The sequence below is a fragment of the Roseobacter weihaiensis genome, from assembly GCF_020622345.1.
Classification (GTDB): Bacteria; Pseudomonadota; Alphaproteobacteria; order Rhodobacterales; family Rhodobacteraceae; genus Roseobacter; species Roseobacter weihaiensis.
Map to the genome: position 1 here is coordinate 32,653 of NZ_JACNMO010000010.1, position 21,018 is coordinate 53,670.

Annotated in this window: 22 protein-coding genes; 8 read left to right on the forward strand and 14 right to left on the reverse strand. The window is 60.9% G+C overall.

The features are described from left to right. The first annotated feature begins 89 nt into the window (after positions 1–89). Together H7847_RS12980 and H7847_RS12985 are read left to right on the forward strand one after the other, a co-directional pair. Complete coding sequence (locus tag H7847_RS12980; RefSeq protein ID WP_227269905.1) at positions 90–704, forward strand: ribonuclease HII; 615 nt, start codon at positions 90–92, stop codon at positions 702–704. A gap of 104 nt (positions 705–808) precedes the next feature. Further along, positions 809–1,909, forward strand: coding sequence for a site-specific DNA-methyltransferase (locus tag H7847_RS12985; protein ID WP_227269906.1), 1,101 nt, complete (start codon positions 809–811; stop codon positions 1,907–1,909). Between the two features lie 132 nt (positions 1,910–2,041). On the opposite strand, the gene H7847_RS12990 is transcribed toward H7847_RS12985, so the two are convergent. From H7847_RS12990 to H7847_RS13005, 4 genes are all read right to left on the reverse strand, one after another. After that, complete coding sequence (locus tag H7847_RS12990; protein WP_227269907.1) at positions 2,042–3,184, reverse strand: alkane 1-monooxygenase; 1,143 nt, start codon at positions 3,182–3,184, stop codon at positions 2,042–2,044. Between the two features lie 216 nt (positions 3,185–3,400). Then, on the reverse strand, positions 3,401–4,579 hold the full coding sequence (locus H7847_RS12995; protein WP_227269908.1) for a DegT/DnrJ/EryC1/StrS family aminotransferase: 1,179 nt from the start codon (positions 4,577–4,579) through the stop codon (positions 3,401–3,403). 244 nt (positions 4,580–4,823) lie between these two features. Further along, positions 4,824–5,198, reverse strand: a complete 375-nt coding sequence (locus tag H7847_RS13000) for a hypothetical protein (protein ID WP_227269909.1) — start codon at positions 5,196–5,198, stop codon at positions 4,824–4,826. A gap of 348 nt (positions 5,199–5,546) precedes the next feature. Further along, a complete protein-coding gene (locus H7847_RS13005; RefSeq protein ID WP_227269910.1) occupies positions 5,547–6,008 on the reverse strand; it encodes a GNAT family N-acetyltransferase in 462 nt (153 codons plus the stop codon). A gap of 328 nt (positions 6,009–6,336) precedes the next feature. Between H7847_RS13005 and H7847_RS13010 the strand changes: the two genes are divergently transcribed. Further along, positions 6,337–7,257 carry a LysR substrate-binding domain-containing protein gene (locus H7847_RS13010; RefSeq protein ID WP_227269911.1) on the forward strand — a complete coding sequence of 307 codons (921 nt, stop codon included), beginning with the start codon at positions 6,337–6,339 and terminating at the stop codon, positions 7,255–7,257. A gap of 11 nt (positions 7,258–7,268) precedes the next feature. On the opposite strand, the gene H7847_RS13015 is transcribed toward H7847_RS13010, so the two are convergent. Both H7847_RS13015 and mutY read right to left on the reverse strand, forming a co-directional pair. Then, positions 7,269–8,144 (reverse strand): DMT family transporter, encoded by an 876-nt coding sequence (locus H7847_RS13015; protein WP_227269912.1) that lies wholly within the window; start codon positions 8,142–8,144, stop codon positions 7,269–7,271. A gap of 514 nt (positions 8,145–8,658) precedes the next feature. Beyond that, the gene (gene mutY, locus H7847_RS13020; protein ID WP_227269913.1) at positions 8,659–9,726 is read right to left on the reverse strand and encodes an A/G-specific adenine glycosylase; all 1,068 of its coding nucleotides are present in this window, start codon (positions 9,724–9,726) and stop codon (positions 8,659–8,661) included. Positions 9,727–9,810: 84 nt separating this feature from the next. On the opposite strand from mutY, the gene H7847_RS13025 reads away from it, so the two are divergent. Next, positions 9,811–10,320: a DUF721 domain-containing protein gene (locus tag H7847_RS13025; RefSeq protein WP_227269914.1), complete on the forward strand. Its 510-nt coding sequence runs from the start codon at positions 9,811–9,813 to the stop codon at positions 10,318–10,320. 13 nt (positions 10,321–10,333) lie between these two features. Next, on the forward strand, positions 10,334–11,005 hold the full coding sequence (locus H7847_RS13030) for a DsbA family protein (RefSeq protein WP_227269915.1): 672 nt from the start codon (positions 10,334–10,336) through the stop codon (positions 11,003–11,005). A gap of 72 nt (positions 11,006–11,077) precedes the next feature. Here the strand turns inward: H7847_RS13030 and lpxK are convergent, their stop codons facing one another. The 6 genes from lpxK to H7847_RS13060 form a co-directional block, all read right to left on the reverse strand. Then, on the reverse strand, positions 11,078–12,076 hold the full coding sequence (gene lpxK / locus H7847_RS13035) for a tetraacyldisaccharide 4'-kinase (RefSeq protein ID WP_227269916.1): 999 nt from the start codon (positions 12,074–12,076) through the stop codon (positions 11,078–11,080). After that, positions 12,063–13,310, reverse strand: coding sequence for a 3-deoxy-D-manno-octulosonic acid transferase (locus H7847_RS13040; RefSeq protein WP_227269917.1), 1,248 nt, complete (start codon positions 13,308–13,310; stop codon positions 12,063–12,065). Before H7847_RS13040 ends, lpxK begins: the two co-directional genes overlap by 14 nt. 6 nt (positions 13,311–13,316) lie before the next feature. Continuing rightward, complete coding sequence (locus H7847_RS13045) at positions 13,317–13,559, reverse strand: DUF4170 domain-containing protein (RefSeq protein WP_227269918.1); 243 nt, start codon at positions 13,557–13,559, stop codon at positions 13,317–13,319. Positions 13,560–13,634: 75 nt separating this feature from the next. Further along, the gene (locus H7847_RS13050; protein ID WP_227269919.1) at positions 13,635–14,411 is read right to left on the reverse strand and encodes a 3'(2'),5'-bisphosphate nucleotidase CysQ; all 777 of its coding nucleotides are present in this window, start codon (positions 14,409–14,411) and stop codon (positions 13,635–13,637) included. Beyond that, the gene (locus H7847_RS13055; RefSeq protein ID WP_227269920.1) at positions 14,398–15,744 is read right to left on the reverse strand and encodes a TldD/PmbA family protein; all 1,347 of its coding nucleotides are present in this window, start codon (positions 15,742–15,744) and stop codon (positions 14,398–14,400) included. The genes H7847_RS13050 and H7847_RS13055 overlap by 14 nt, the downstream gene beginning before the upstream one ends. Before the next feature lie 85 nt (positions 15,745–15,829). Beyond that, positions 15,830–17,344 (reverse strand): DUF2125 domain-containing protein, encoded by a 1,515-nt coding sequence (locus H7847_RS13060; protein ID WP_227269921.1) that lies wholly within the window; start codon positions 17,342–17,344, stop codon positions 15,830–15,832. A 135-nt stretch (positions 17,345–17,479) separates the two neighbouring features. On the opposite strand from H7847_RS13060, the gene H7847_RS13065 reads away from it, so the two are divergent. Both H7847_RS13065 and H7847_RS13070 read left to right on the forward strand, forming a co-directional pair. Next, positions 17,480–18,229 carry an SDR family oxidoreductase gene (locus H7847_RS13065; protein ID WP_227269922.1) on the forward strand — a complete coding sequence of 250 codons (750 nt, stop codon included), beginning with the start codon at positions 17,480–17,482 and terminating at the stop codon, positions 18,227–18,229. Continuing rightward, the gene (locus tag H7847_RS13070; RefSeq protein WP_227269923.1) at positions 18,226–18,834 is read left to right on the forward strand and encodes an enoyl-CoA hydratase/isomerase family protein; all 609 of its coding nucleotides are present in this window, start codon (positions 18,226–18,228) and stop codon (positions 18,832–18,834) included. Before H7847_RS13065 ends, H7847_RS13070 begins: the two co-directional genes overlap by 4 nt. On the opposite strand, the gene H7847_RS13075 is transcribed toward H7847_RS13070, so the two are convergent. Beyond that, positions 18,831–19,130: an HNH endonuclease gene (locus H7847_RS13075; protein WP_227269924.1), complete on the reverse strand. Its 300-nt coding sequence runs from the start codon at positions 19,128–19,130 to the stop codon at positions 18,831–18,833. The genes H7847_RS13070 and H7847_RS13075 overlap by 4 nt on opposite strands. Before the next feature lie 120 nt (positions 19,131–19,250). Between H7847_RS13075 and H7847_RS13080 the strand changes: the two genes are divergently transcribed. Further along, the gene (locus tag H7847_RS13080; RefSeq protein WP_227269925.1) at positions 19,251–20,435 is read left to right on the forward strand and encodes a TIGR03862 family flavoprotein; all 1,185 of its coding nucleotides are present in this window, start codon (positions 19,251–19,253) and stop codon (positions 20,433–20,435) included. Here the strand turns inward: H7847_RS13080 and H7847_RS13085 are convergent. Further along, the gene (locus H7847_RS13085) at positions 20,414–20,998 is read right to left on the reverse strand and encodes a glutathione S-transferase family protein (RefSeq protein WP_227269926.1); all 585 of its coding nucleotides are present in this window, start codon (positions 20,996–20,998) and stop codon (positions 20,414–20,416) included. The genes H7847_RS13080 and H7847_RS13085 overlap by 22 nt on opposite strands. Positions 20,999–21,018 lie beyond the last annotated feature (20 nt).

Genomic DNA, 21,018 nt, shown 5'->3' on the forward strand with positions numbered 1-21,018 from the left:
CGCGTTTTTGGGTGTGTTGGCCAAAGAATTTGCCGTCTCGGCCTTGCCATCCCCCTTGTGCTGATGGGCGGAACGTTGGATGACAAGGCATGGGACCGGATTTCAGGATGGAAGAGGCGGCGATGACTGCGGGGGCGGCTCGTGTTGCCGGGGTGGACGAGGTCGGGCGCGGGCCTCTTGCCGGGCCGGTAATGGCGGCCGCCGTGATCCTTGATCCTGACCGGATCCCGGAGGGGCTGAACGATTCCAAACAGCTGTCGGTGAAACGGCGGGGGGCCTTGGCGGAGATGTTGCACGCCAGCGCCCGGATCGGCATCGGGCTGGCCACGGTCGAGGAGATCGAACAGCACAACATTCTGCGGGCCAGCCATATCGCCATGCAGCGGGCCATCGCCAATCTGCCGGTCTTGCCGGATCACGTGTTGATCGATGGGTCGATGGTCCCGCGCGGGCTCAACATCCCCGCACAACCTGTGGTCAAAGGTGACACGCGCTGTGTGTCCATTTCTGCCGCGTCAATCGTGGCCAAAATCGCCCGCGACAGGGTGATGGTGGATTTGGCGCAACAGCATCCCGGATATGGGTGGGAGACAAACATGGGATATGGATCAAAAAGCCACATGTCTGCGCTCCAAAATCTTGGGGTCACCCCACACCATAGACGAACCTTCAAACCGGTACACAACATGTTGTATCAAGAATAATTCATAACATGTTGATTCAAAAAAGAAATTGACCGCGAATCAGCTTTGACTCATCTTGGACCGCAGACACGAGTGCAAAAATGCACCGGACCAGAGGCGGAACAATGATGATAAAGACCAAGGGCGCCACGGCGCTTCCTTTGAACACGGTATTGGGGGGCGACTGCATCGAGGTGATGAACAGTCTGCCGGAGGCGTCGGTGGACCTGATCTTTGCGGATCCCCCGTACAATCTGCAACTTAAAGGTGATCTGCACCGCCCGGACAACAGCCGCGTCGATGCGGTCGATGACGAGTGGGATCAGTTTGCGAGCTTCAAGGCTTATGACGCGTTCACGCGGGCCTGGCTGAAGGCGGCGCGCCGCCTGTTGAAGCCTGATGGGGCCATCTGGGTGATTGGCAGCTATCACAATATTTTCCGCGTGGGCGCGGCCTTGCAGGACCAGGGGTTCTGGATCCTCAATGACGTCGTCTGGCGCAAGTCGAACCCGATGCCCAATTTTCGCGGCAAGCGGTTCACCAACGCACATGAGACGATGATCTGGGCGGGCCGGGGCGAGACCAGCAAATACACCTTCAACTACGAGGCGCTCAAAGCGCTGAACGAGGGTATTCAGATGCGCTCTGACTGGGTGCTGCCGATTTGTACCGGACATGAGCGTCTCAAGGACGAAAAAGGCGACAAGGCGCATCCGACGCAGAAACCCGAAAGCCTGCTGCACCGGGTGCTGGTCGGGGCCACGAACCCGGGCGATGTCATTCTGGACCCGTTTTTCGGCACCGGCACGACAGGGGCCGTAGCCAAGATGCTGGGGCGTGATTTCATCGGCATCGAACGCGAGGCAGCCTACCGCAAGGTCGCCGAAAAACGGCTTGCCAAGGTCCGCAAGTTCGACCGCGAAGCGCTTCAGGTCAGCGCCTCCAAACGTGCGGAGCCGCGGGTGCCCTTCGGCCAGCTGGTGGAACGCGGCATGCTGCGTCCGGGCGAGGAGCTTTATTCGATGAACAACCGCTACAAGGCCAAGGTGCGCGCCGATGGCACCTTGATCGGCGGCGATATCAAAGGCTCCATCCACCAGGTGGGGGCGGCATTTGAAAAGGCGCCAAGTTGCAACGGCTGGACCTATTGGTGCTTTAAACGCGAGGGCAAGAAGATCCCCATCGACGTTCTGCGCCAGCAAATACGGTCAGAAATGACCAACTGACGGCTCTCACCTTCAACCAACACCGCCGGTGCCTGTGGCCTTCTGAACGAGGCTGCCTGTAAGGGGCACCCCCCTAAACCCCGCCTTCCCATGGCGGGGTTCTTTTTGTGGCGTGGGCCAGCCTCAAAACGCTCAGCGCGGCATCGGGTTGGTGGCCTTGTTGTACGCCGCCCACTGGGTGATCTCGGGGTAGTAGGTTGCGCGCCACTGCCGCACCCGCGGGTTCATGATCCGGCGCCACAGCGGCGGGACCATCGCTGCCATGGTCATCACCGGGTACCCATAGGGCAGTTGCGGCGCTTCTTCGGCGGAATAGGTCTGCAGAACCGGATAGCGGCGATTCGGTTTGAAATGATGGTCGGAGTGCCTTTGCAGGTTGATCAGCAACCAGTTCGACGCACGCTGGTCCGAATTCCAGGAATGCTGGGGTTTTACATGCTCGTATTTCCCGTCGCCCAGATGCTTGCGGGTCAGCCCGTAGTGTTCGATGTAGTTCACCAGCTCAAGCTGCCAGATCGCGGTGCCCGCCTGTACAAGAAACAGGGCAAGCCCCGGCCATCCGCCCAGGATAAACGCCAGCGCCAGCATGGCCGCCTGCAACGCCCAATACTTGAAAAAAGGGTTCGACCGATGGTGCCAGGGCAGATCCTTGCGGGCCAGCATCTTGCGTTCCGCCTCAAAGGCCGACTGCAGCGACTGCCGGAGCACGCGCGGATAGAACCGGTGAAACCCTTCGTTGTAGCGCGCCGTGACCGCATCTTTGGGTGTGCCGACATAGCGGTGATGCACCAGCAGATGCTCTGAGCGGAAATGCGAATAGAGCACCATGGCCAGCAGGAAATCGGCCATCCACCGCTCTGCCTTGTTTTTTTGGTGCATCAGCTCATGGCTGTAGTTGATCCCGACGGTGCCGGTGATCACGCCGATGCCAAAGAACAGCGCCACACGCTCAAAGCTGCTGAGGTGTTCGGCCTGGGGGACATACCAGATCAGGCTGAAGAGCATGATGAACTGGACCGGGGCCCAGACCATGGTGATGATCCGGTAAGCGGCCAGCGACGCCTCCGGAGTTTCAGGATCGGGGTTGTTGGAGTTGCGTCCGATCGCAAGGTCGAGACCGGAAAACAGGTACCATGTGTAGAGCGGCAACAAAAACACCGTCCACCCCCCGAAGGCCGCGCCGATATAGGCGAGCGGGACCAGCGTCAGCGACACCCAGAAGGGCGCGGCAGCGGGCAGGTATTTTGGATCTTGTGTCAGCATCTCTGAACTCATCACCCTATCTTAGGCTGTCTGCCGGTGTTTGGCCAAGATATAGCGTCGCGTCACCTGCGGAACTTGGCGCAGCCTTGCCGGGATACCGGAGGTTTCCTGAATCCTGCCGATATGGTGGGCCAAGAAATCTCGGTCCAGACGTCACGCAGTGCGGATTCAATGGCCGTTTTGGGGTGCATCAAGGCAAAAACACCTGATCGCAACCGCTTCCGAATTCTAGCTCGTTTTTGCACGCATCGTTAAATCAAGAGCTTCAAGAATTGTTTGCGCGACGGCGTCACACTCCTGAAGGTTGAGCCGAGCCGGTAGACGCACGTCGCAAGCCCGATCAAGCATTGCCCGGGTTTTTGGCAGATCAGGGTTGTTGCCCAGGAACTTCCAGTTCCAGAACACGCGCGCATTGTCCTCAGAACGCCCAAAAATCTGAACCTTCAGCCCCAGTGCGCCCGCTTTGAGGACAAAGTTGTCAACCTGCTCATCAGACATATCAACCAGATTGAACTGGATTGAATCAGGGGCGCGCTGCTCTTTTGGCAGCGATCGGGGTACGGAAATATGTTTGCTGCCATTTAAAGCAGCGGCAACGTGGTCATGATTGCGGCGTCCTGCCTTTACACGACTGCCAAGTGCATCAAGCTGAGGCCGGATCAGCGCTGCCGACATTGTGTTCAGTCTTTGGTTGTACAATGGCAGCCGGTTCTGCCATTTCGCAAAAGCCGTATGAAGCACCGGATGTCGTTGCCAGTTATGTTCATAGGCACCGGACATGATGACCGCTTTCGCAATGAGATCTTCGTCATCGGTGATCATGATACCGCCTTCGCCCGCATTCAGCAGTTTGTAGGACTGAAAGCTAAAACACCCGACCTTTCCGAGAGTCCCGATATTGCGCCCTGCCCAAGTTGTGCCGAGACTATGTGCGGCGTCCTCGATTACCGGGATGTCGGCGGCATCACAGAGCGCCATAATGGCATCCATATCAGACGTATGGCCACGCATGTGGCTGATGATGACGGCACGGCAGTCCGCGAGCTTGTTTTCAAAATCAGCCAGATCGATCCGGTAGTCGTCTCCGCATTCGCACAGCAGCGGAACACAATCGGCATGCACGACGGCTGATGGCACGGCTGCAAACGTAAAAGCTGGAATCATCACTTTGGCGTCACGTGGCAGGTCGAGTGCCTTCAGGGAAAGAAACAAAGCCGCGGAACAAGATGACACCGCCAATGCATACTTGCTGCCAAGCGCCTGGGAGAACTCGGCCTCAAGCAGGGCGACAGGTGATTGATCTGAGCCATACCTAAACAAGTCGCCTGTGCGCAATATCCGATCGACCTCTGCCATGGCAGCATCCGGGATTGGTTCAGCGGCGGTAAGGTTTGGCAGCTTGGCCATTCTCTTCTGTTCCTTTTCCTGTGTATGAATTGACGTGTCTGACAAAGAAATATGCATGTATTTCCACCTTGTGGTGGCTCAAAGGATGTTAGAGCCAGAGGATGTGTTAAGCGCGCCCGCAGGTCCGTTTGACAAAGCTTAGCGATTGGCTGGAAAGAAGAGAAGCCGACACTGATGTCCGCCGCAGCATCTGTCCTGATAGGCTCCAACCAGCCATCGGATGCGACACAGGGCCTGCTCAGTCCTAGCCTTGGCTGGACAGAGTCATGCGCTGAACGACCCCGGCCATCATACCACCCAGAACGGCCAGGGCGTCGGTCAGCTGCTTGCCTGGGAGATTGATTGCGAACCGGTGCCGCCAGATATGCGCGGTGCCTTTGGTCAAGAAGTTAAAGATACCGTAGATGTCCGCCAGGTCGCCGATCTTCTTGAACACCAGTTTCAGGATACCCTTAGCGAGCGATCCGAGGACCGGGACCAAGCCAATCAGCGTGATGATCCGTAGGATCCAGGTCCACGAAACGTCATATTCCCGTTTCCAGATCAACCGGTAAAGGATGGTTACCATGTCCTGTGCATCCACCAGCTGGTCGATACCGGGGATCATCGTCACGACCATGCGACCGATGATTTGGCTGGTCTCGGGATCTTCCTCGAAATCGCCTTTCAGGATGCCCTAGATCGGTAGCGGTAACGCCGAGAGATGCAAGAAGATCGCGGTAGGCCTCAAACAACTGGCGGGCTGCCGTTTCGGGCCAGTCTTCCTGCGTCCTGTGTTCGGAAGCGGCGAACTGTTCGTTGGAAACCATACTTCCCGGTCGTTGCTCACGACGAGGCGGTCCTGACACACCATGAACTCATCGTGGTGATTAATACTGATCTCAAGTGGGTGCTTCAGCCAAACTGCAAATTGTGCAGGTCCGCGCACAAAACTCACAAGCAGTCCTTGGTGGGCATGCCGCAAAATTCAGCACCGTCCGAGTGTCCATTCGTAGAGGACGTCCGGGGCGCCTTCTTCATTTGTTGTTCCATCGCCGAACGCGATCGGGGCGAAACCATGCGCCTCGTAGAACGCGCGAGCAGCGTGGTTTTCCTGAAAGCAATAAAGTTCAAGACGATGGGGGCTCTGTGTCTTCGCATGTGCCATCAGCGCGCTACCGATTCCTTCCCGGCGGCGGTCCGGTCGAAGGTATAGTTGCTCAATATGCTCGCCGTTGAGCGTCATCAGGCCACAGAGCACGTCGCCGCGATACGCGGTCCAACTTGTACCAAGGGGTAGTAAAGCATCGCGAATCCATGCCTTCGTTTCTGCAGGCCCATGGACCTCTTCAAGGAATGCCAACGCAGCGGCACGTGAGGCGACGTAAAGATCACCGATCTCCTCAGCGTCGACGGTGCGAGCCCTTCTGATCGTTGTTTGTTCCACCATAGGCCTAGGCAATCGGCGATTCCGGGCAATGTTTCAAGGCAGAACCCAATGGTCGATGCTTTCGTAAAACGTGTCAGTGGCGAAGCAGACTTTCGAACCGGCATCGGCAAAGGCCAGTTTGTCCGCTGGGTGTGCGCTGATGCACTATGCCGTTAAAGTCGGCCCGACCCAGACCGGCCGTTCATGAAACGCGCAGAAAATGCCGCGCCGAGCCCAATCTGACGGATTCCGCGCGATGGTCCAAGGGCGGCTGTCCGAAGAACCAATAGCTTCGCTTCTACTGGAGAGCTATAACGACAGTCGCACGTTAAGAAGGCCCGGACATAGAATGGACAACACGACACCTCCGTTGAACGCCCTGAAGGTTTTTGACGCCGTGGTTCGCTTCGGCTCCATGAGCAAGGCGGCAATTGAGTTGGGCATTGCACCGTCCTCAGTCACACAGCACATCCGAAACCTTGAAGATTACGTCGGAGGGGATCTGTTTGACCGCACTGCGAACGCGATTGCGCTCAATGCGCGCGGGAAGGCTTACTCCAAGAGCATTCTCACCGCCTTCGACTCCATCCACCAAGCCACCGGTGCGATCTTCAGAGAGATAAGCGATGCCCCGCTTCGGATCAGCTGTGTGCCGACACTTGCTGGCCCTTGGCTGGCAGAGCAGCTGGCAGTCATCAAAAACGAGTTTCCCGAGCAGGAAATCCGCTGCGAGTTTTCCCCAGCTCTCGCAGATTTTGCTTCGGACGAGGTTGATCTCGCCATTCGCTATGGGGCTGGTGACTATCCTGGTGCAACGACCGAACTCATATACACAGATGTGCTGGCCCCTGTTTGCGCCCCAGAAACGGTCGCAAAACTTAACGGCCCGGATGATCTGGGCGAATGCTTGCGCCTCGACAGCGTTGAGAGCGCGCCGAGCGGCCTGTCAATCTGGCGGTATTGGGCAAGTCTGGCGGGAGGTGACGCGCTTGAGAAACGACTGGAAGCAAAGAGCCCTTGGATCTTGCAAAGCGCGGCCTTTTCCATAGAAGTTCTCCAGTCAGTGCCCTCTGTCGCTATTCTTGAGCGCGCAATGGTTCAACCCCACCTCGACCGAGGGCTGCTTGTTTCACCATTCGATATGTGGGTATCCGCCCCTTATGGATACTACATTGTGACCTCAAACAGGCGTGTGTTGCAGCCGTCCGCGAAGCGCTTGAAAGCGCTGTTGAAACGGTCAATTAAGGACCATTGTCATTTGCCGGAATAGAATCTCCTTCATCAGCTGGACCTATCTAGCTTGATCGACGAGGGCGCTCCAAGGGCCGCGAGGGCAACACCCAGGATAATCAAGATACCGCCCACAATTGTCGTGCCGGAGAGGGTCTCTTGCAAGAATGCAACGCCAGCTGCGATGGAGAACAGCGGCACGAGTAGGAGAAATGGCGCGACATCATGAAGAGGATGGCGTGCCACAAGGTGGAACCAGATACCTTGTCCGATAACTGTCATTCCAAGCCCGAGATACAAAACCTGCATCCAGACCAAGGCCGAGGCTTGGCGAACTGCTGCTGCCTGTCCGTTCTCAAAGATGAGGCTCAATACCAGAAGCTGCGGAGCCGCCAACAAACAAAGTGCTCCCAACAGTTTGAGCCCACCATCGTTCAGACCGAACCGCCGTACCTGAATTTGGCCCAAAGCCCAGATGAACATGCTGACCATGACCATCATTATCGCAAAGTGTTGATGTTCAGCGGCAGGCGCTCCCACGACAAAAACGACGCCTGCAACGGCCAGAACGACCCCCGCGATGGCTGAACGATCTGGAACTTCTCGTAGTAGAACCGCAGATAATACGATCAGAATTGGCGCTTCCAACTGAACCAGCAGCACGGTGACTGAGACGTTGAGTTGGCTTAAGCCGATGTAGGAAAAGCTGTATGGGATGCCCAATGCGCAAGCTGAGGCGAACCAAAGCTGCCACAAGGGAACTTTGGGCCAGCCACACAGGATAACAAGCAGAATTCCCGCAAACCCAAACCGGAACATCGCCACCAAGATGGGTGAAAAATGTGAGGTCGCAGTTTTGCCAAAAACCCAACCTGCGCCAAAGACAAGTGACATGAGAAAAGCGAGCGCAAGGTGTGATCGAGACATCTCTGTGCGTATCCAATCCGAAGTGCCGGAAAGTGATCTCACAGCGTTGGAAAGTGCACATCCGCTCTAATCCTGAGGCACGTTTAGGTTATCCGAAGCCCACAGGCCTCGACCGTTCAGAGCCGTCGTTCGTCACGTCGCAGCGAATGGCAACGAAAATCCTGGTTCCAGTCATCTGTTGCTGCTCAAGGCCGCGTGACCGGCCAACGTCCGCTCCGGCGCAGTTGCAACACCGTCGTTGACCAAAATGTTTCCAGGTCAACGCCCAGATATCGGACAGTGCGATACATCTTGGTATGTCCAAGGAGGAGCTACACGGCCCGCAGGTTGTTCATCACCAGAAAACTTGGAATTCGCCGGACCCTAAAAGCGATCCGCCATGCATCCCGCGGCGTTGGCAAGCCTGAGCCCTATCCAACCTTGGCCGCGTTCCGCACGAGCGGCAGTTTTGGGTTTAACCGCTGGTCTGGCGCGTGCTTCTGACGGAAAGGTCAAACATATCTGGGGTTTCACATTATCGTGCCAGATCAAAGGCCTTGCGCATCACTGTCGGCAGATCGGTGGGGCGAAACTCGGTCGGTTGCATGAACCGTCCGGCGGCAGGGTCTGTGGTTTGCGCAACATCTGCACGGAACACATGCAACACAAGGTGGAAATGGGTAAAGGTGTGTCGGACGTCGCCCTCTATCCTTTGCCACTCTGCAGCGCAGGGTGGGCTGGCCTGGGGCAGAGGCTGTGCCGTGTCGGTCCAGTCTGATCCGGGCCAGCCGAGCATGCCGCCCAGCAGCCCCTTGTCAGGCCGGGTTTCCAAAAGCCAGGCACCATCCTCGCGCCGGGCCAGAAAAACAGTGCCGTGACGGGTGGGTTTTGGCTTCTTGGGCGCTTTCTTGGGTAGATCCTGCGCGGTGCCCCTGGCCTGCGCGACACAGGGCGTGCGCCAGGGGCACAGGCCACAGGCAGGGGATTTCGGCGTGCAAATCGTGGCTCCAAGGTCCATGACGGCCTGGGCATAGTCGCCGGGCCTTTCGGAGGGGGTCAGCGCCTCGGCATGCGCCATCAGCGCGGGCTTTGCCTCCGGCAGGGGTGTGTGGAGATCATGGAGCCGCGCCATCACCCTTTCCACATTGCCGTCGAGCACGGCGTGGCGCAGATCAAACGCGATGGAGGCGATGGCCGCGGCAGTGTAGGGCCCGATGCCGGGCAGCTTCAGCAGCGCGGCGTGATCCGCGGGAAAGCGGCCCGCGTGCTGGTCCACCACCTGACGCGCGCATTTCAGCAGGTTGCGGGCCCGCGCGTAGTAGCCCAGCCCCGCCCATTCCGCCATCACCTCGGCGTCTTCGGCGGCGGCCAGCGCGCCGACCGTAGGCCAGCGCCGGGTGAAGCGCTCAAAATAGCTTTTGACAGTGACCACCGTGGTTTGTTGCAGCATGACCTCGGACAGCCAGATGCGGTAGGGGTCGGGCTGCTCTCCGGCCTTGCGTGCCTCTGGGCCGACGCGCCACGGCATCTCGCGCGCGTGCCGGTCGTACCAGATCAGCAGGTCGCGGCTCATCCAGGTCAGATCATCTGCATTGTCACGCAATGTTTATGTCTCTCTTCTCTTGCTTGGGCTGGTTGCGGGGCCGGTCGGACGCTATGATGACAGCGAATATCAGGAAAGATAGCAATGCCACCGCGCCGCGCCACTACAAAAGGGTTTGCCCGGACGTCAAGTTTGTTGACGCAGCGTATTCGTGCGGCCTCTGAGACGCGGGGGTTCGCGCAAAGCCGGTTGCTGACGCAATGGGCCGAGGTCGCCGGAGCGGCCATCGCCGCCATTTCGCGCCCGGTTGAGGTCAGCTATGGACGGGGCGGCATGGGGGCGACGCTGACCCTGCTGACCACGGGGGCGAATGCCCCGATGCTGGAGATGGAAAAAGAAAAGCTGCGGGCCCGTGTGAATGCGGTCTATGGTTACAACGCCATTGCGCGCGTCAGGATCACCCAGACCGCGGCCACCGGATTTGCCGAGGGGCAGGTTGATTTCCAGCAGGGGCCCCGGACATCACCAACGCCCCCCAGTGACCCGGCGCTGCGCCAGAAGGCCGCAGAGGTGACACAGCCGGTGGCAGATGAAACGCTCCGCAGCGCTCTTGCGCGTCTGGGCGAAAACATTCTCAACAAGACAAACCGATGAAAAGGGACCTTCAATGTCGCGTATGATGATTATTTCGGCTGCCGTGGCAGTCATTGGCCTTGGCGCCTATTTCGTGACCACGCCAAGCTCAACCTCCGTCACGCCCGCCGATCCGCTGGGGGCCGCCCACGCACAGGAAGCAGGGGAGATCGACACATCGTCGGTCGTTGAGATGTCCATCGGCAACCCCGACGCACCGGTCACCGTGATCGAATACGCCAGCTACACCTGTCCGCATTGCGCCCGTTTCCATGAGGGGCCGTTCAAGCAGCTCAAGGCAGACTACATCGACACCGGCAAGATCAACTATGTCTACCGCGAGGTGTATTTTGACCGCTACGGTCTCTGGGCCTCGATGATCGCGCGCTGCGCGGGCACGCCGGAGGCCTTCTTTGGCATGAGCGATCTGATCTACGAACAGCAGTCCGTCTGGGCCAGCGCCGGTGATCCGGCGGCCATCGTGGAGGAGCTGCGCAAGATCGGGCGGCTGGCCGGGATGGACAGCGATGCGCTGGAGGCCTGCCTGCAAGACGGTGAAAAGGCCCGTACGCTGGTGGCGTGGTACCAGGAAAATGCCACAGCCGATGGTGTGGACAGCACCCCCAGCTTTGTCATCAACGGCCAGCGCTACACCAACATGGAGTACTCGGAGATGACAGCCCTGATCGACGCCGCGGCAGAGTAACTGCCAGCCTACCGGATGCTGGCCCGTAACACCCCGAGAGCGGACAATGGCGTGAGGCCCTCGTCTGCTTTGCTATTGGCGGTCCATGACCTGCGCGATCCGGGCCTTTAGCGCCGCACCACCATCCTCAAACGACAGGCGCACGGGCAGGGTGATGACCTTGCTGCGAAAGCTGGCAGGCAGACGCACCGCATCCTTCTCCGTGGTCACCAGTTGCGCGGCATGGCGTTTTGCATCCGCCTCCAGCCGGGTCATCAAGGCGGGGGTCAGCGGTTGGTGGTCGTCCAGGGGTTCGGTATGGATGACCTCCGCGCCCAGGCTGCGCAGCGTCGCAAAGAACTTTTCGGGATGCCCGATACCGGCAAAGGCCACCACGCGGGTCTCGGTCCAGACCATGCCGGTCTGCAGCGGTGTGAGCGCCGCGCGCAGATGCGGCAGCTGCAAGGGGAGCAGGTCGGTGTCAAAGCGCGCTTGCGCCTCCGGGGGACCGATGGACAAGACCGCATCTGCCCGTGCCAGCCCGACCGGGACCGGTTCGCGCAGCGGGCCTGCGGGCAAGCAACGCCCGTTGCCAAAGCCCTGGGCTGCATCCACGACAATGAGGCTCAGGTCTTTGTGCAAGGAGGGATTCTGGAAGCCATCGTCGAGCACGACAACGCTGGCACCGGCCTTTGCGGCAGCCTGGCCCCCGGCGGCGCGATCCTCGGCCACCCAGACCTCTGCGAAGGCAGCCAGCAGGAGGGGCTCGTCGCCGACCTCCGCGGCGGTGTGACGTGACGGGTCCACCCGCACCGGCCCCTTGAGCGTGCCGCCATAGCCCCGGCTCACAACGTGGGGTGTCTGCTGCAGGTCCGTCAGCGCGCCGAGCACGGCCATGACAGTGGGGGTCTTACCGGTTCCGCCGACGTTCAGATTGCCGACACAGATGACGGGGACATCCAGCTTGGCAGAGGCAGGATGCGCCACGCGGCGGGCCGTGGCGCGGGCATAGAGCCAGCCCAATGGCCCCAGCAGCCGGGCCTGCCAGGACGGCTGCTGGGGCGAGGTGAACCAGAATTCAGGCGCGCGCATTGTGCACCGTCAATTCCCCGTCAAGACCCGCCTGCACGAGCTCAATCACCCGGTCCGTCAGATCAGCGCCCTGACTGACCACATCCCACCCCGCATGCGCCATTGCGGCGGCCTGATCAGGGGCGATCAACTGCGTCACAGCCGCCCCCAGTGTTTCGGCGTCTTTCACGATCCGGGCCGCACCGGCCTTGGCCAGCCGCGAGTAAAACGGCATGAAGCGCCTGACATTCGGACCGTAAAGCACGGCTGACCCCAGGGTCGCGGCCTCGAAAGGATTGCGCCCGCTGTGGCCTGTGGCCAGCGAACTTCCCATGAACGTCACCGGCGCCACCCGGTAAAAAAGGCCCAGGTCGCGATGATCGGGTGCCAGCAGGACCTGTGTGGCATCGTCCGGGCTGTCGCCTGCTGACCAGTCCGCCAGCCGTAACCCGTCATCGGTGATTTGCCTTGCAAAAGCATCCATGGGGCTGCCTTCTGCGGGGTTCAGTACCAGCAGCAGCCGGTGCGCCAGTCGCATCGCCTGACGGTGCGCTTTGAGGACCGTTTTCAGCTCGGCCTGCTGCACGTTGCTGGCCAGCCAGACTGGCCGCCCACTCAGTGTCTGAGACAGGTCCGCCAGATCACTTTCGTGACAGGAGAGGGCATGCCCGCCCGCCTGCAGCGGCGGGGTCACATCAATGCGCCCGGTGCTGACGCCGAGGTTTTCGAGCTTCTTCAGGGCCGCACTGGATCGGACCAGAAGCGCGGCACAGGGCTGGAGCAACTGGCGCGACAGGTCAGGCAACCATCTGTCCCGCCTGCCGTCAAAGCCCGAGGCATCTGCATCTATCAGGGCGACAGGGCAGGTTTTCTTGTGCGCATGATAAAGCAGGTTGGGGCGCAATCCGCCCCATGCCCAGATCGCCATATCCGGCACCCAATGGCGCCAAAACGCGTTGACCGCATGGGGATGCTCGGTTGGGGCAAGCTCCAGATGCATGCGCTCGTCTGGCTGCCAGGTCGCCTGTGCTGCATCATAGCTGTGCTGATCGGGTAGGGTTATCAGAACATGCAGACCAAACCTTGCCATACAAAGCCGTTGGGCAAGATCCTGTATCGCCAGCAGGTTCTGCGCTTCGGCGGCATGTATCCAGACAAGCTGGCCCACCGGGCGCGCACCGCTGGGTACAAACTGGCCTTCTGATGTGCGGCGGGACAGCGCGCGATAGGCCGCCAATCCCAATGAGCGGCCCATTTGAATTCAGCCCAGCTCTTCGGTGGAGGATGCGGCGGCTTCCTCGTCGCGCAGGCGATGAAGATGCGCGATGTAGTAGCGCATATGCGCATTATCCACGGTGCGCTGCGCTTCTGCTTTCCAGGCATCGAATGCGGCAGCATAATTGGGAAAGATGCCAACGATATGAATGTCGTCCACATTTTTGAAAATATTCTGGCTGGGATCAACCAATTCGCCACCAAAAACGAGGTGCAGCCGTTGTGTCATGAGGTCTTCCTTAGATCAGAAGGTAGTGGGCGAAAGGTTGCCGATATGTCTTCCGGGGTCAAGCCGGTGCCCCGGTTATCTGCCCAAAGCATCAATCAGGCGTGCATGTAAAGGCTGCCCCGAAGCGACAACGCCATTGAGTAGCGGTTCGGGATTGTTAAAGCGCAGCGCCGCCCCGGTTTTGTCGCTGCAGGCGCCCTGTGCTTCCTCAACGATCAGGGCACCTGCGGCCACGTCCCATTCCCATGTCGGACGGAAGGTCAGCATGGCGTCAAACCGACCTTGGCCGACCAGACCCATCCGGTAGGCAAGCGATGGTCTGTAGGCGCGGTCAAAGCCCGGTACGCCATTGGGCCAATGATCCGGTGACAGGATCGGTTTGGCGGCAAGCACTTCGGCTGTTTCCAGATTGCTTGCCTTTGTCGTGACAAGCGGCGCACCATTGAGCATCGCGCCCTGCCCGCGTGCCGCCGTATAGAGCAGCCCGCGGCGGGGCAGAAAAATAGCGCCTGCCGTGATGGTGCCCTGATGCGCCACGGCAATGGAATGTGCCCAGGTTTTTGAGCCTTCAACAAAGCTGCGGGTCCCGTCAATGGGGTCGATGATGAAGACGGTGTCGCGCAACAAGCGGTCCCCGTTATCCTCGGTTTCCTCAGACAGCCAGCCATAGTCAGGACGCGCCAGCCTCAGAACCGTTTCCAGATAGCTGTTCACGGCCAGATCCGCTTCGGTGACGGGGCCGGCGTTGCCCGGCTTTTCCCAGCTCTGCGCGCCGCTCTCCACGTAGCTTGTTGCGATCCGCCCGGCTGTCCGGATGGCGTGCGTGATGAGCGTCAGATCAGTTGCCGGCAAGGGTCATTCCCGAAACCAGCAGCGATGGCACCACACGGCTGAGATGCGCGCGCGCATCATTGGCAGGTATGATGTTCAACAGCATATCGCGCAGGTTCCCGGCGATGGTGCATTCGTTCACCGCATGGGTGATCTCGCCATTCTCGACCCAGAGACCGGCAGCCCCGCGAGAGTAATCACCGGTATTGGGGTTGATGGTTGACCCGATCATCGAGGTCACCAGCAGGCCGGTCCCCATATCCCGGATCAGATCTTCGCGGCTGTTTTGCCCCGGTGTCAGCGCCACATTCCACGTGGTGGGTGACGGGCCGGACGAGGTGCCGCGCGCCGCATTCCCGGTCGACTGCATGCCGAGCTTTCGGGCGGTTGCCAGATCAAGGGTCCACCCGGTCAGGAGGCCTTCTGCCACGATGTCACGCGGCTGCGTGGGCAAGCCTTCGGCGTCAAACGGCCGGGAGCCTGATGCCCGTGCGCGGTGTGGGTTTTCATGCAGCGACAGCCCGGCAGGCAGGACCTGCGTTCCCAATGCGTCGCGGAGCCATGATGCCCCGCGGGCCACCGAGGCCCCATTTGCCGCCACCAGCAGGTGACCAATCAGGGTCGAGGCGATTCGTTCGTCAAAAAGCACGGGATAGCTGCCAGTAGGAGGTTTGCGCGCACCGGCCCGCGCGACAGCCCTTTCAGCGGCCCTGCGGCCAATGTCCTGCGGGTGGCGCAGATCCGATTGAAAGATGCGGCTGTCTCCGTCGTAGTCCCGCTCCATCTCCGTGCCTGTGCCGCAGATGGCGACGCAGGACAGGCCCCGATCGGTGCGCCGATAGCCGCCCGAAAACCCGTTGGTTGCAGCCAGGTGTACTTCACGCGCGGAATACCCGGCAGAAGCCGCCTGAACCTGCGACACCCCCTTGTTTTCAAGGGCCGCCGCTTCGGCTGTTGCGGCATCCTCCTGAAGGGCCGCAGGCGACGGCTCAGGCGCCGGATCGCTCAGCTCAAGGGCTGCGACGTCGAAATCCCTGCTCAACTGATCCGAGGTGGCCAGACCCGCGTTCGGATCTTCCGGCGCTTCCTTCGCCATGGCCACCGCACGGATCGCCATATCCTCAAGGGTCGACGGGCGGACGTCCGACGCGGACACATTTGCACTGCGGTGGCCGAGGAAAACGCGCAACCCCAGGTCAACGCCCTCGGACCTCTCGGCCTGTTCCAGCGCGCCCCCCCGGACCTCGATGCTCAGCGACGTGCCCCGCACGGCCATGGCATCGGCGCTATCGGCCCCCGCCCGTTCTGCAGCTTTCAAAAGGCGTTCGGTCAGATCGTTGAGAGGCTGCGTCATAGGGGGCTCCGCTTGCGTGCGCATGAGGTAGCCGCCCACAGGCCGATCGGCAAGGGGCGGTCTGAAAAAGCGCAGATGCGAAAGCCTATTGGATGCGCTGACCGTTGGCCAGAACATGGCCTTCTGCGTTGATTTCGATCTTTGAATTCAGCGTGTCGGGCTCGGCCCCGGGCACGGCTAGCAGACCCATCATCATACGCGCGCCCATCGCCTGCTCTTCGGGCAGGAGACCGGTGGCGACCAGCTTGTCGATCAACCCGTTGCCGCCGGTCAGCTTCAGATCGACAGACCCTTGCGGCTGTGGCGCACCATCGGCGCTGTTGTCAAACTCAAAGGCCCCCTGACCGGTCAACTCGGCCCCGGCAGCTGTGATCTGCACCCTCTGTATGTCCAGCGCATCGATTTCAGCGGGCGTGATATCCGGGTCGTTGCTGACATCGGCAGCCGAGGGGTCGAGGAAATCGAACAGCAGCCGTCCCTTGCCCACCAGATCCAGGGCAATGGTTGCCGGGTCCCTTGGGATCTGGCTGGTGGGATCAAACAGACCCCAGATGGCATCTGACACGGAAAAACCCTCGAGGTTGAAGCCCAGGGCAAAGTCGTCCGGCGTGTCCGATTTGCGCAGGGGCATCGCCATGTTGAAGGCGCTTTTGGCTACGTCAAAGTTGATCGGCACAGGGAATTGAGCCGAAGTGATCTCAACCTCAAGGTCGTTTTGCGTGACCTCATAGGTCATACCATCCGGCCCCATCACCATATCCAGATCGCCGTCCCCTGCCAGCACCGAGGCATCGACCGCACCATCCTCTCCGGACAGCGCGAGCGTCATCGCATTGGCGGCGAACGTGAAGGTACCATCGGCCGTAAAGCCCGCAGCGAGCATGGCGTCGATGTCACCGGGGTCGATGGCGCGCAACGGGATGACGCTGTCGCCCGAAAAGGTAATATCGCTTGTCTGCCCGGTGATATCGCTGGTTGCATCTGCCTCCGGGGCCGACACCTTGAATGCATATCGCACATTGCCGACCTGCAGCGCCTGCGTATAGCGACGCTGCGCGTCCAGCGTCATTTCCGTGTCACCGGTCATGTCCTCGAAGACGATCTCGATGACGTTGCTCTCAGGTGGCAGGATCTGCCCGTCGACTTCGAACCCGGTGCTCTCCAGCGTGACGCTGTCTGCCTCATAGTCATAGCGCATGTTCTCCGGCGTGCCGGAAGCCACGATGGCAAGGTCGGTATGCCGGTAGTCCATCGAGATCCGCGTCGTGCCACCGGTCTCGCTGGGGGTGGCCATCTCGAAGGGCATGACGGTCGGCAAATCAATCGTCACCGTGCCATCCGACTGCTCGGTCATCACGATCTGGTCCATCGCGATGGTCGCCGCGCCACCGGCGGCATCCGGTCCGGTGGTCATGGTCACACCCGTCACCGAAAAGACATTTCCGGCGCGGTTTTCCTGCCCGGTAACCTCATAGCCAAAGCTGCTGATGTAGGTTTTCCAATCGTTCCAGACGTCATCTGCCGAAAGATCGGCGAAAGCCGCAGGTGCAAGCAGGGTCAGGGCCGTGCTGGCAAGGATATGACGTGTGAGAGAGGGCATGAAACGATCCTTTTTACCGGTTTACCCGCGTATCGTCTGCCATGCCCGCAGGATGGTCAAGAGGAGATGGGGTGGACCCCCGGCGCGCTGCGCAGTACCACAGAGACGACAATCCCCCCAAGGAGGACGGCCGTTATGGATATGACAGGCAAAACCGTGATGATTACCGGGGCAAGCCGCGGCATTGGCGCCGAGGCCGCTCGGGTTTTCGCGCAGGCGGGGGCCAATGTGGCCCTGCTGGCCCGGGGCCAGAGCGAGATCGCTGATCTGGCCGGCGAGATTGGGCCAAAGGCCTTAGCCATTCCCTGCAACGTGGCGCGTTACAGCGAGATGGCAGCGGCGGTCGAGGCCACGCAGGAAACCTTTGGGACGGTCGATGTCCTTGTCAACAATGCGGGTGTGATCGAACCTATTTCGCATCTTGCCAGCGCCGACCCCGACGGCTGGGGCGATGTGATCGACATCAACCTCAAGGGGGTTTTCAACGGTATGCGCGCGGTGCTGCCGGTGATGAAAGAGGCGGGCGGCGGCTCGGTGCTGACAATCAGCTCGGGCGCGGCACATGGTCCGATCGAGGCCTGGAGCCACTATTGTGCCTCTAAGGCGGCGGTCCACATGCTCACGCGGTGTCTCGATGGCGAAGAACGCAGCCATGGCATCCGCGCCATCGGGCTGTCACCCGGTACGGTGGCCACGCAGATGCAGCGCGAGATCAAGGCAAGTGGCATCAACCCGGTCAGTCAGCTTGATTGGGAGGTGCATATTCCGCCTGACTGGCCTGCGCGGGCTCTGCTGTGGATGTGCAGGCCCGAGGCGGACGAATGGTGTGGTCAGGAAATCTCGCTGCGGGACGACGCCATCCGGCGCAAGGTCGGCCTGATATGATCGACGTGGATCGCGAGGGCGATGTCTGGACGGTGACACTGAACCGACCGGACAAGGCCAATGCGCTGACGGCCGAGATGCTGGGTCAACTGGTCGAGACAATGCGGGCCGCGCAGGAGGCGCGCGCCGTTATTCTGACGGGCAAGGGCAAGATCTTCAGCGCGGGGGCTGATCTGGAGGCGGCGCGTGCGGGCCTTGCCACCTCGCCGCTTTGGGAGGATCTCTCAGGCGCGATTGCAGGCCTGCCCGGCCTGACGGTTGCTGCCCTCAACGGCACGCTCGCAGGCGGTGCCTTTGGCATGGCGCTTGCCTGTGATCTGCGTATTGCGCCGCCGCATGCCACGTTTTTCTATCCGGTGATGCAGCTCGGGTTTTTGCCGCAGCCCAGTGATCCGGGGCGGATGGCGGCGCTGATCGGCCCGGCCCGTACCAGGCTTTTGCTGATGGGCGCACAAAAGATCGACGCAGAGACAGCGCTTTCGTTCGGGTTGATCGACCGCATTGTCCCCGCGGATCGCATCGCCGCCGAAGCGGTCGATCTTGTGCAGGCAACGGTCGCGGCCCCGCGTGACGTCGCCACAGGTATCAAGGAGTTGTGTCACTAACGCTGGCGTTTTCGCATCCCGCCCGGAACCTTTGATGTGAACTCCGGTGGGCGTTTGCGCACCCAGAGGGCGAATTTTGCAAGGCGCGGATGGTCGCGCAGCGCTTCCACGGTGTTGTAGTCCCGCGCCAGTTCAGCCTCTGTCAGAGAGGCATGGATTTCGCGGTGACAGATATGGTGCAGCAGCACCGTCGGCCCGCCCTTGCCCCCTTTGAGCTTCGGCACAAGGTGGTGACGGCTTTGCTTGACGCCCTTCGGGATCGGGCGTCCGCATAGGGGGCAAATGGGGTCGGACATTCGGCTTGCTCTGTCGCTCAGGGGGTCGTCAGGTAACTAGGGGGCGATGCCCGGATTGAAAGAGGACCAGTAGGTGGAAACCCACAGCATGATGAGGCCCGAACAACCACAGGATATGGCGTGCGCACGGCACTTGTGATCGGGGGCGGGCCGGCGGGGTTGATGGCGGCTGATGTCCTGGCAGAAGCGGGGATCAGGGTCATCCTCTGTGAGGCCAAACCCTCCATCGGGCGGAAACTCCTGATGGCCGGCAAGTCAGGCCTGAACCTCACCAAGGACGAGGCGTTCGATCCCTTCATGCGTCAGTACACCGGTGCGTCCGAGGCTTTGCGCCCGATGATCGCAGCCTTTGATGCGGGTGCCGTGCAGGACTGGGCGCGGGGGTTGGGTCAGCCGGTCTTTACCGGATCGTCGGGGCGGGTCTTTCCAGCGGCCATGAAGGCGTCACCGCTCTTGCGGGCGTGGCTTGCGCGCCTTGACCGGCTTGGCGTGCACCGGCGGGTGCGTTGGCGGTGGAGGGGATGGGACGGGGCCGAGGCCGTGTTTGAAACACCGTCCGGGCGTCAGACCCTGGCCGCGGATGCCACGGTCCTTGCGCTTGGCGGGGCCAGTTGGGCGCGGCTCGGCTCGGACGGGGCCTGGGCCGAGACGCTGCGCGGGGCGGGATGCGATCTTGCCCGCTTTGCGCCCGCGAATGCGGCGCTCTCGGTGAAGTGGTCGCATCACATGAGACCGCATTTCGGGGCGGCGCTGAAAACCGTCGGCTGGCGTGCAGGCAATCTGACCTCGCGGGGGGAGGCCGCGATTTCCGCGCGGGGGCTCGAAGGGGGTGGCCTCTATGCGCTGACGCCGGCGTTGCGGCAGAGCGAGGCGCTGTTTGTGGATCTGATCCCGGACCAGCCTGCGGAAAAGGCACTGGCCAGACTGGCGCAGAAACCCTCAAAACTGCGATTGGGGCACTGGCTGAAAAACACCTTGCGTCTGCCCGAGGCAAAGACAGCGTTGTTTTTCGAGATGACAGCGGGCGCGCTGCCGGAACGGGCGGCGTGGGTCAAAACGATCAAGACCCTGCCCATCAACTATGCCGGGCTGCGCCCGATGGATGAGGCGATCTCGACCGCCGGGGGGGTGCGGTTTGCAGCGTTGACGCCCGGATTGATGCTGAAAGCCCGGCCGGGTGTCTTTTGCGCCGGCGAAATGCTGGATTGGGAAGCGCCTACGGGCGGGTACCTGTTGACAGCCTGCCTCGCGACGGGCCGTTGGGCAGGGCTGTCCGCGGCCGATTACCTGGCCGCAGCGGCCTGAAACGCGGGGCGTGCCCGCAGGGATTTACCGTAGGCAAAGAGTTTCTCGTCGACGCGCGGAAATCCTGCGCCCACCGCCCAGTTCAGACAGTGACACGCCAGGATATCCGGCAGGCTGAAGTGGTCACCCATCAGGAATTCTCCCTCCAGCCGCTGAGAGAGTTTGGCGGCAGAGGTGCTGAATTCGGCTTTCAACGAGGCTTTCACGGCAGGCAAGCGGTGCTCTTCCGGCAGCACGAAACTGTGTTTCGCCGCCGCCCAGAGCACCGCGTCAAATTCGTCGATGAGCCAGAAGGTCAGCGCGTCTTGCCGCGCGCGGGCAATCGTCCCGGCGGGGGCTGTGAGCCTGCCGTGTTTGTCGGCCAGATAGGTCAGAATGGCCATCGAATCGGTCAGGAGGTCGTCGCCGTCCATCAGGGCCGGGACTTTGCCGGAGGGGTTATAGGTCTTGGCTTCGTCCGATCTCGGGGCGGCAGGCACATGCGCATAAGGCTCGCCCAGCTCTTCGAGCATCCAGAGAACCCGCATCGCGCGGGATTTCATGGGGCCGACGACGGTGTACATTTGTGATGTCCCTTTTTTGG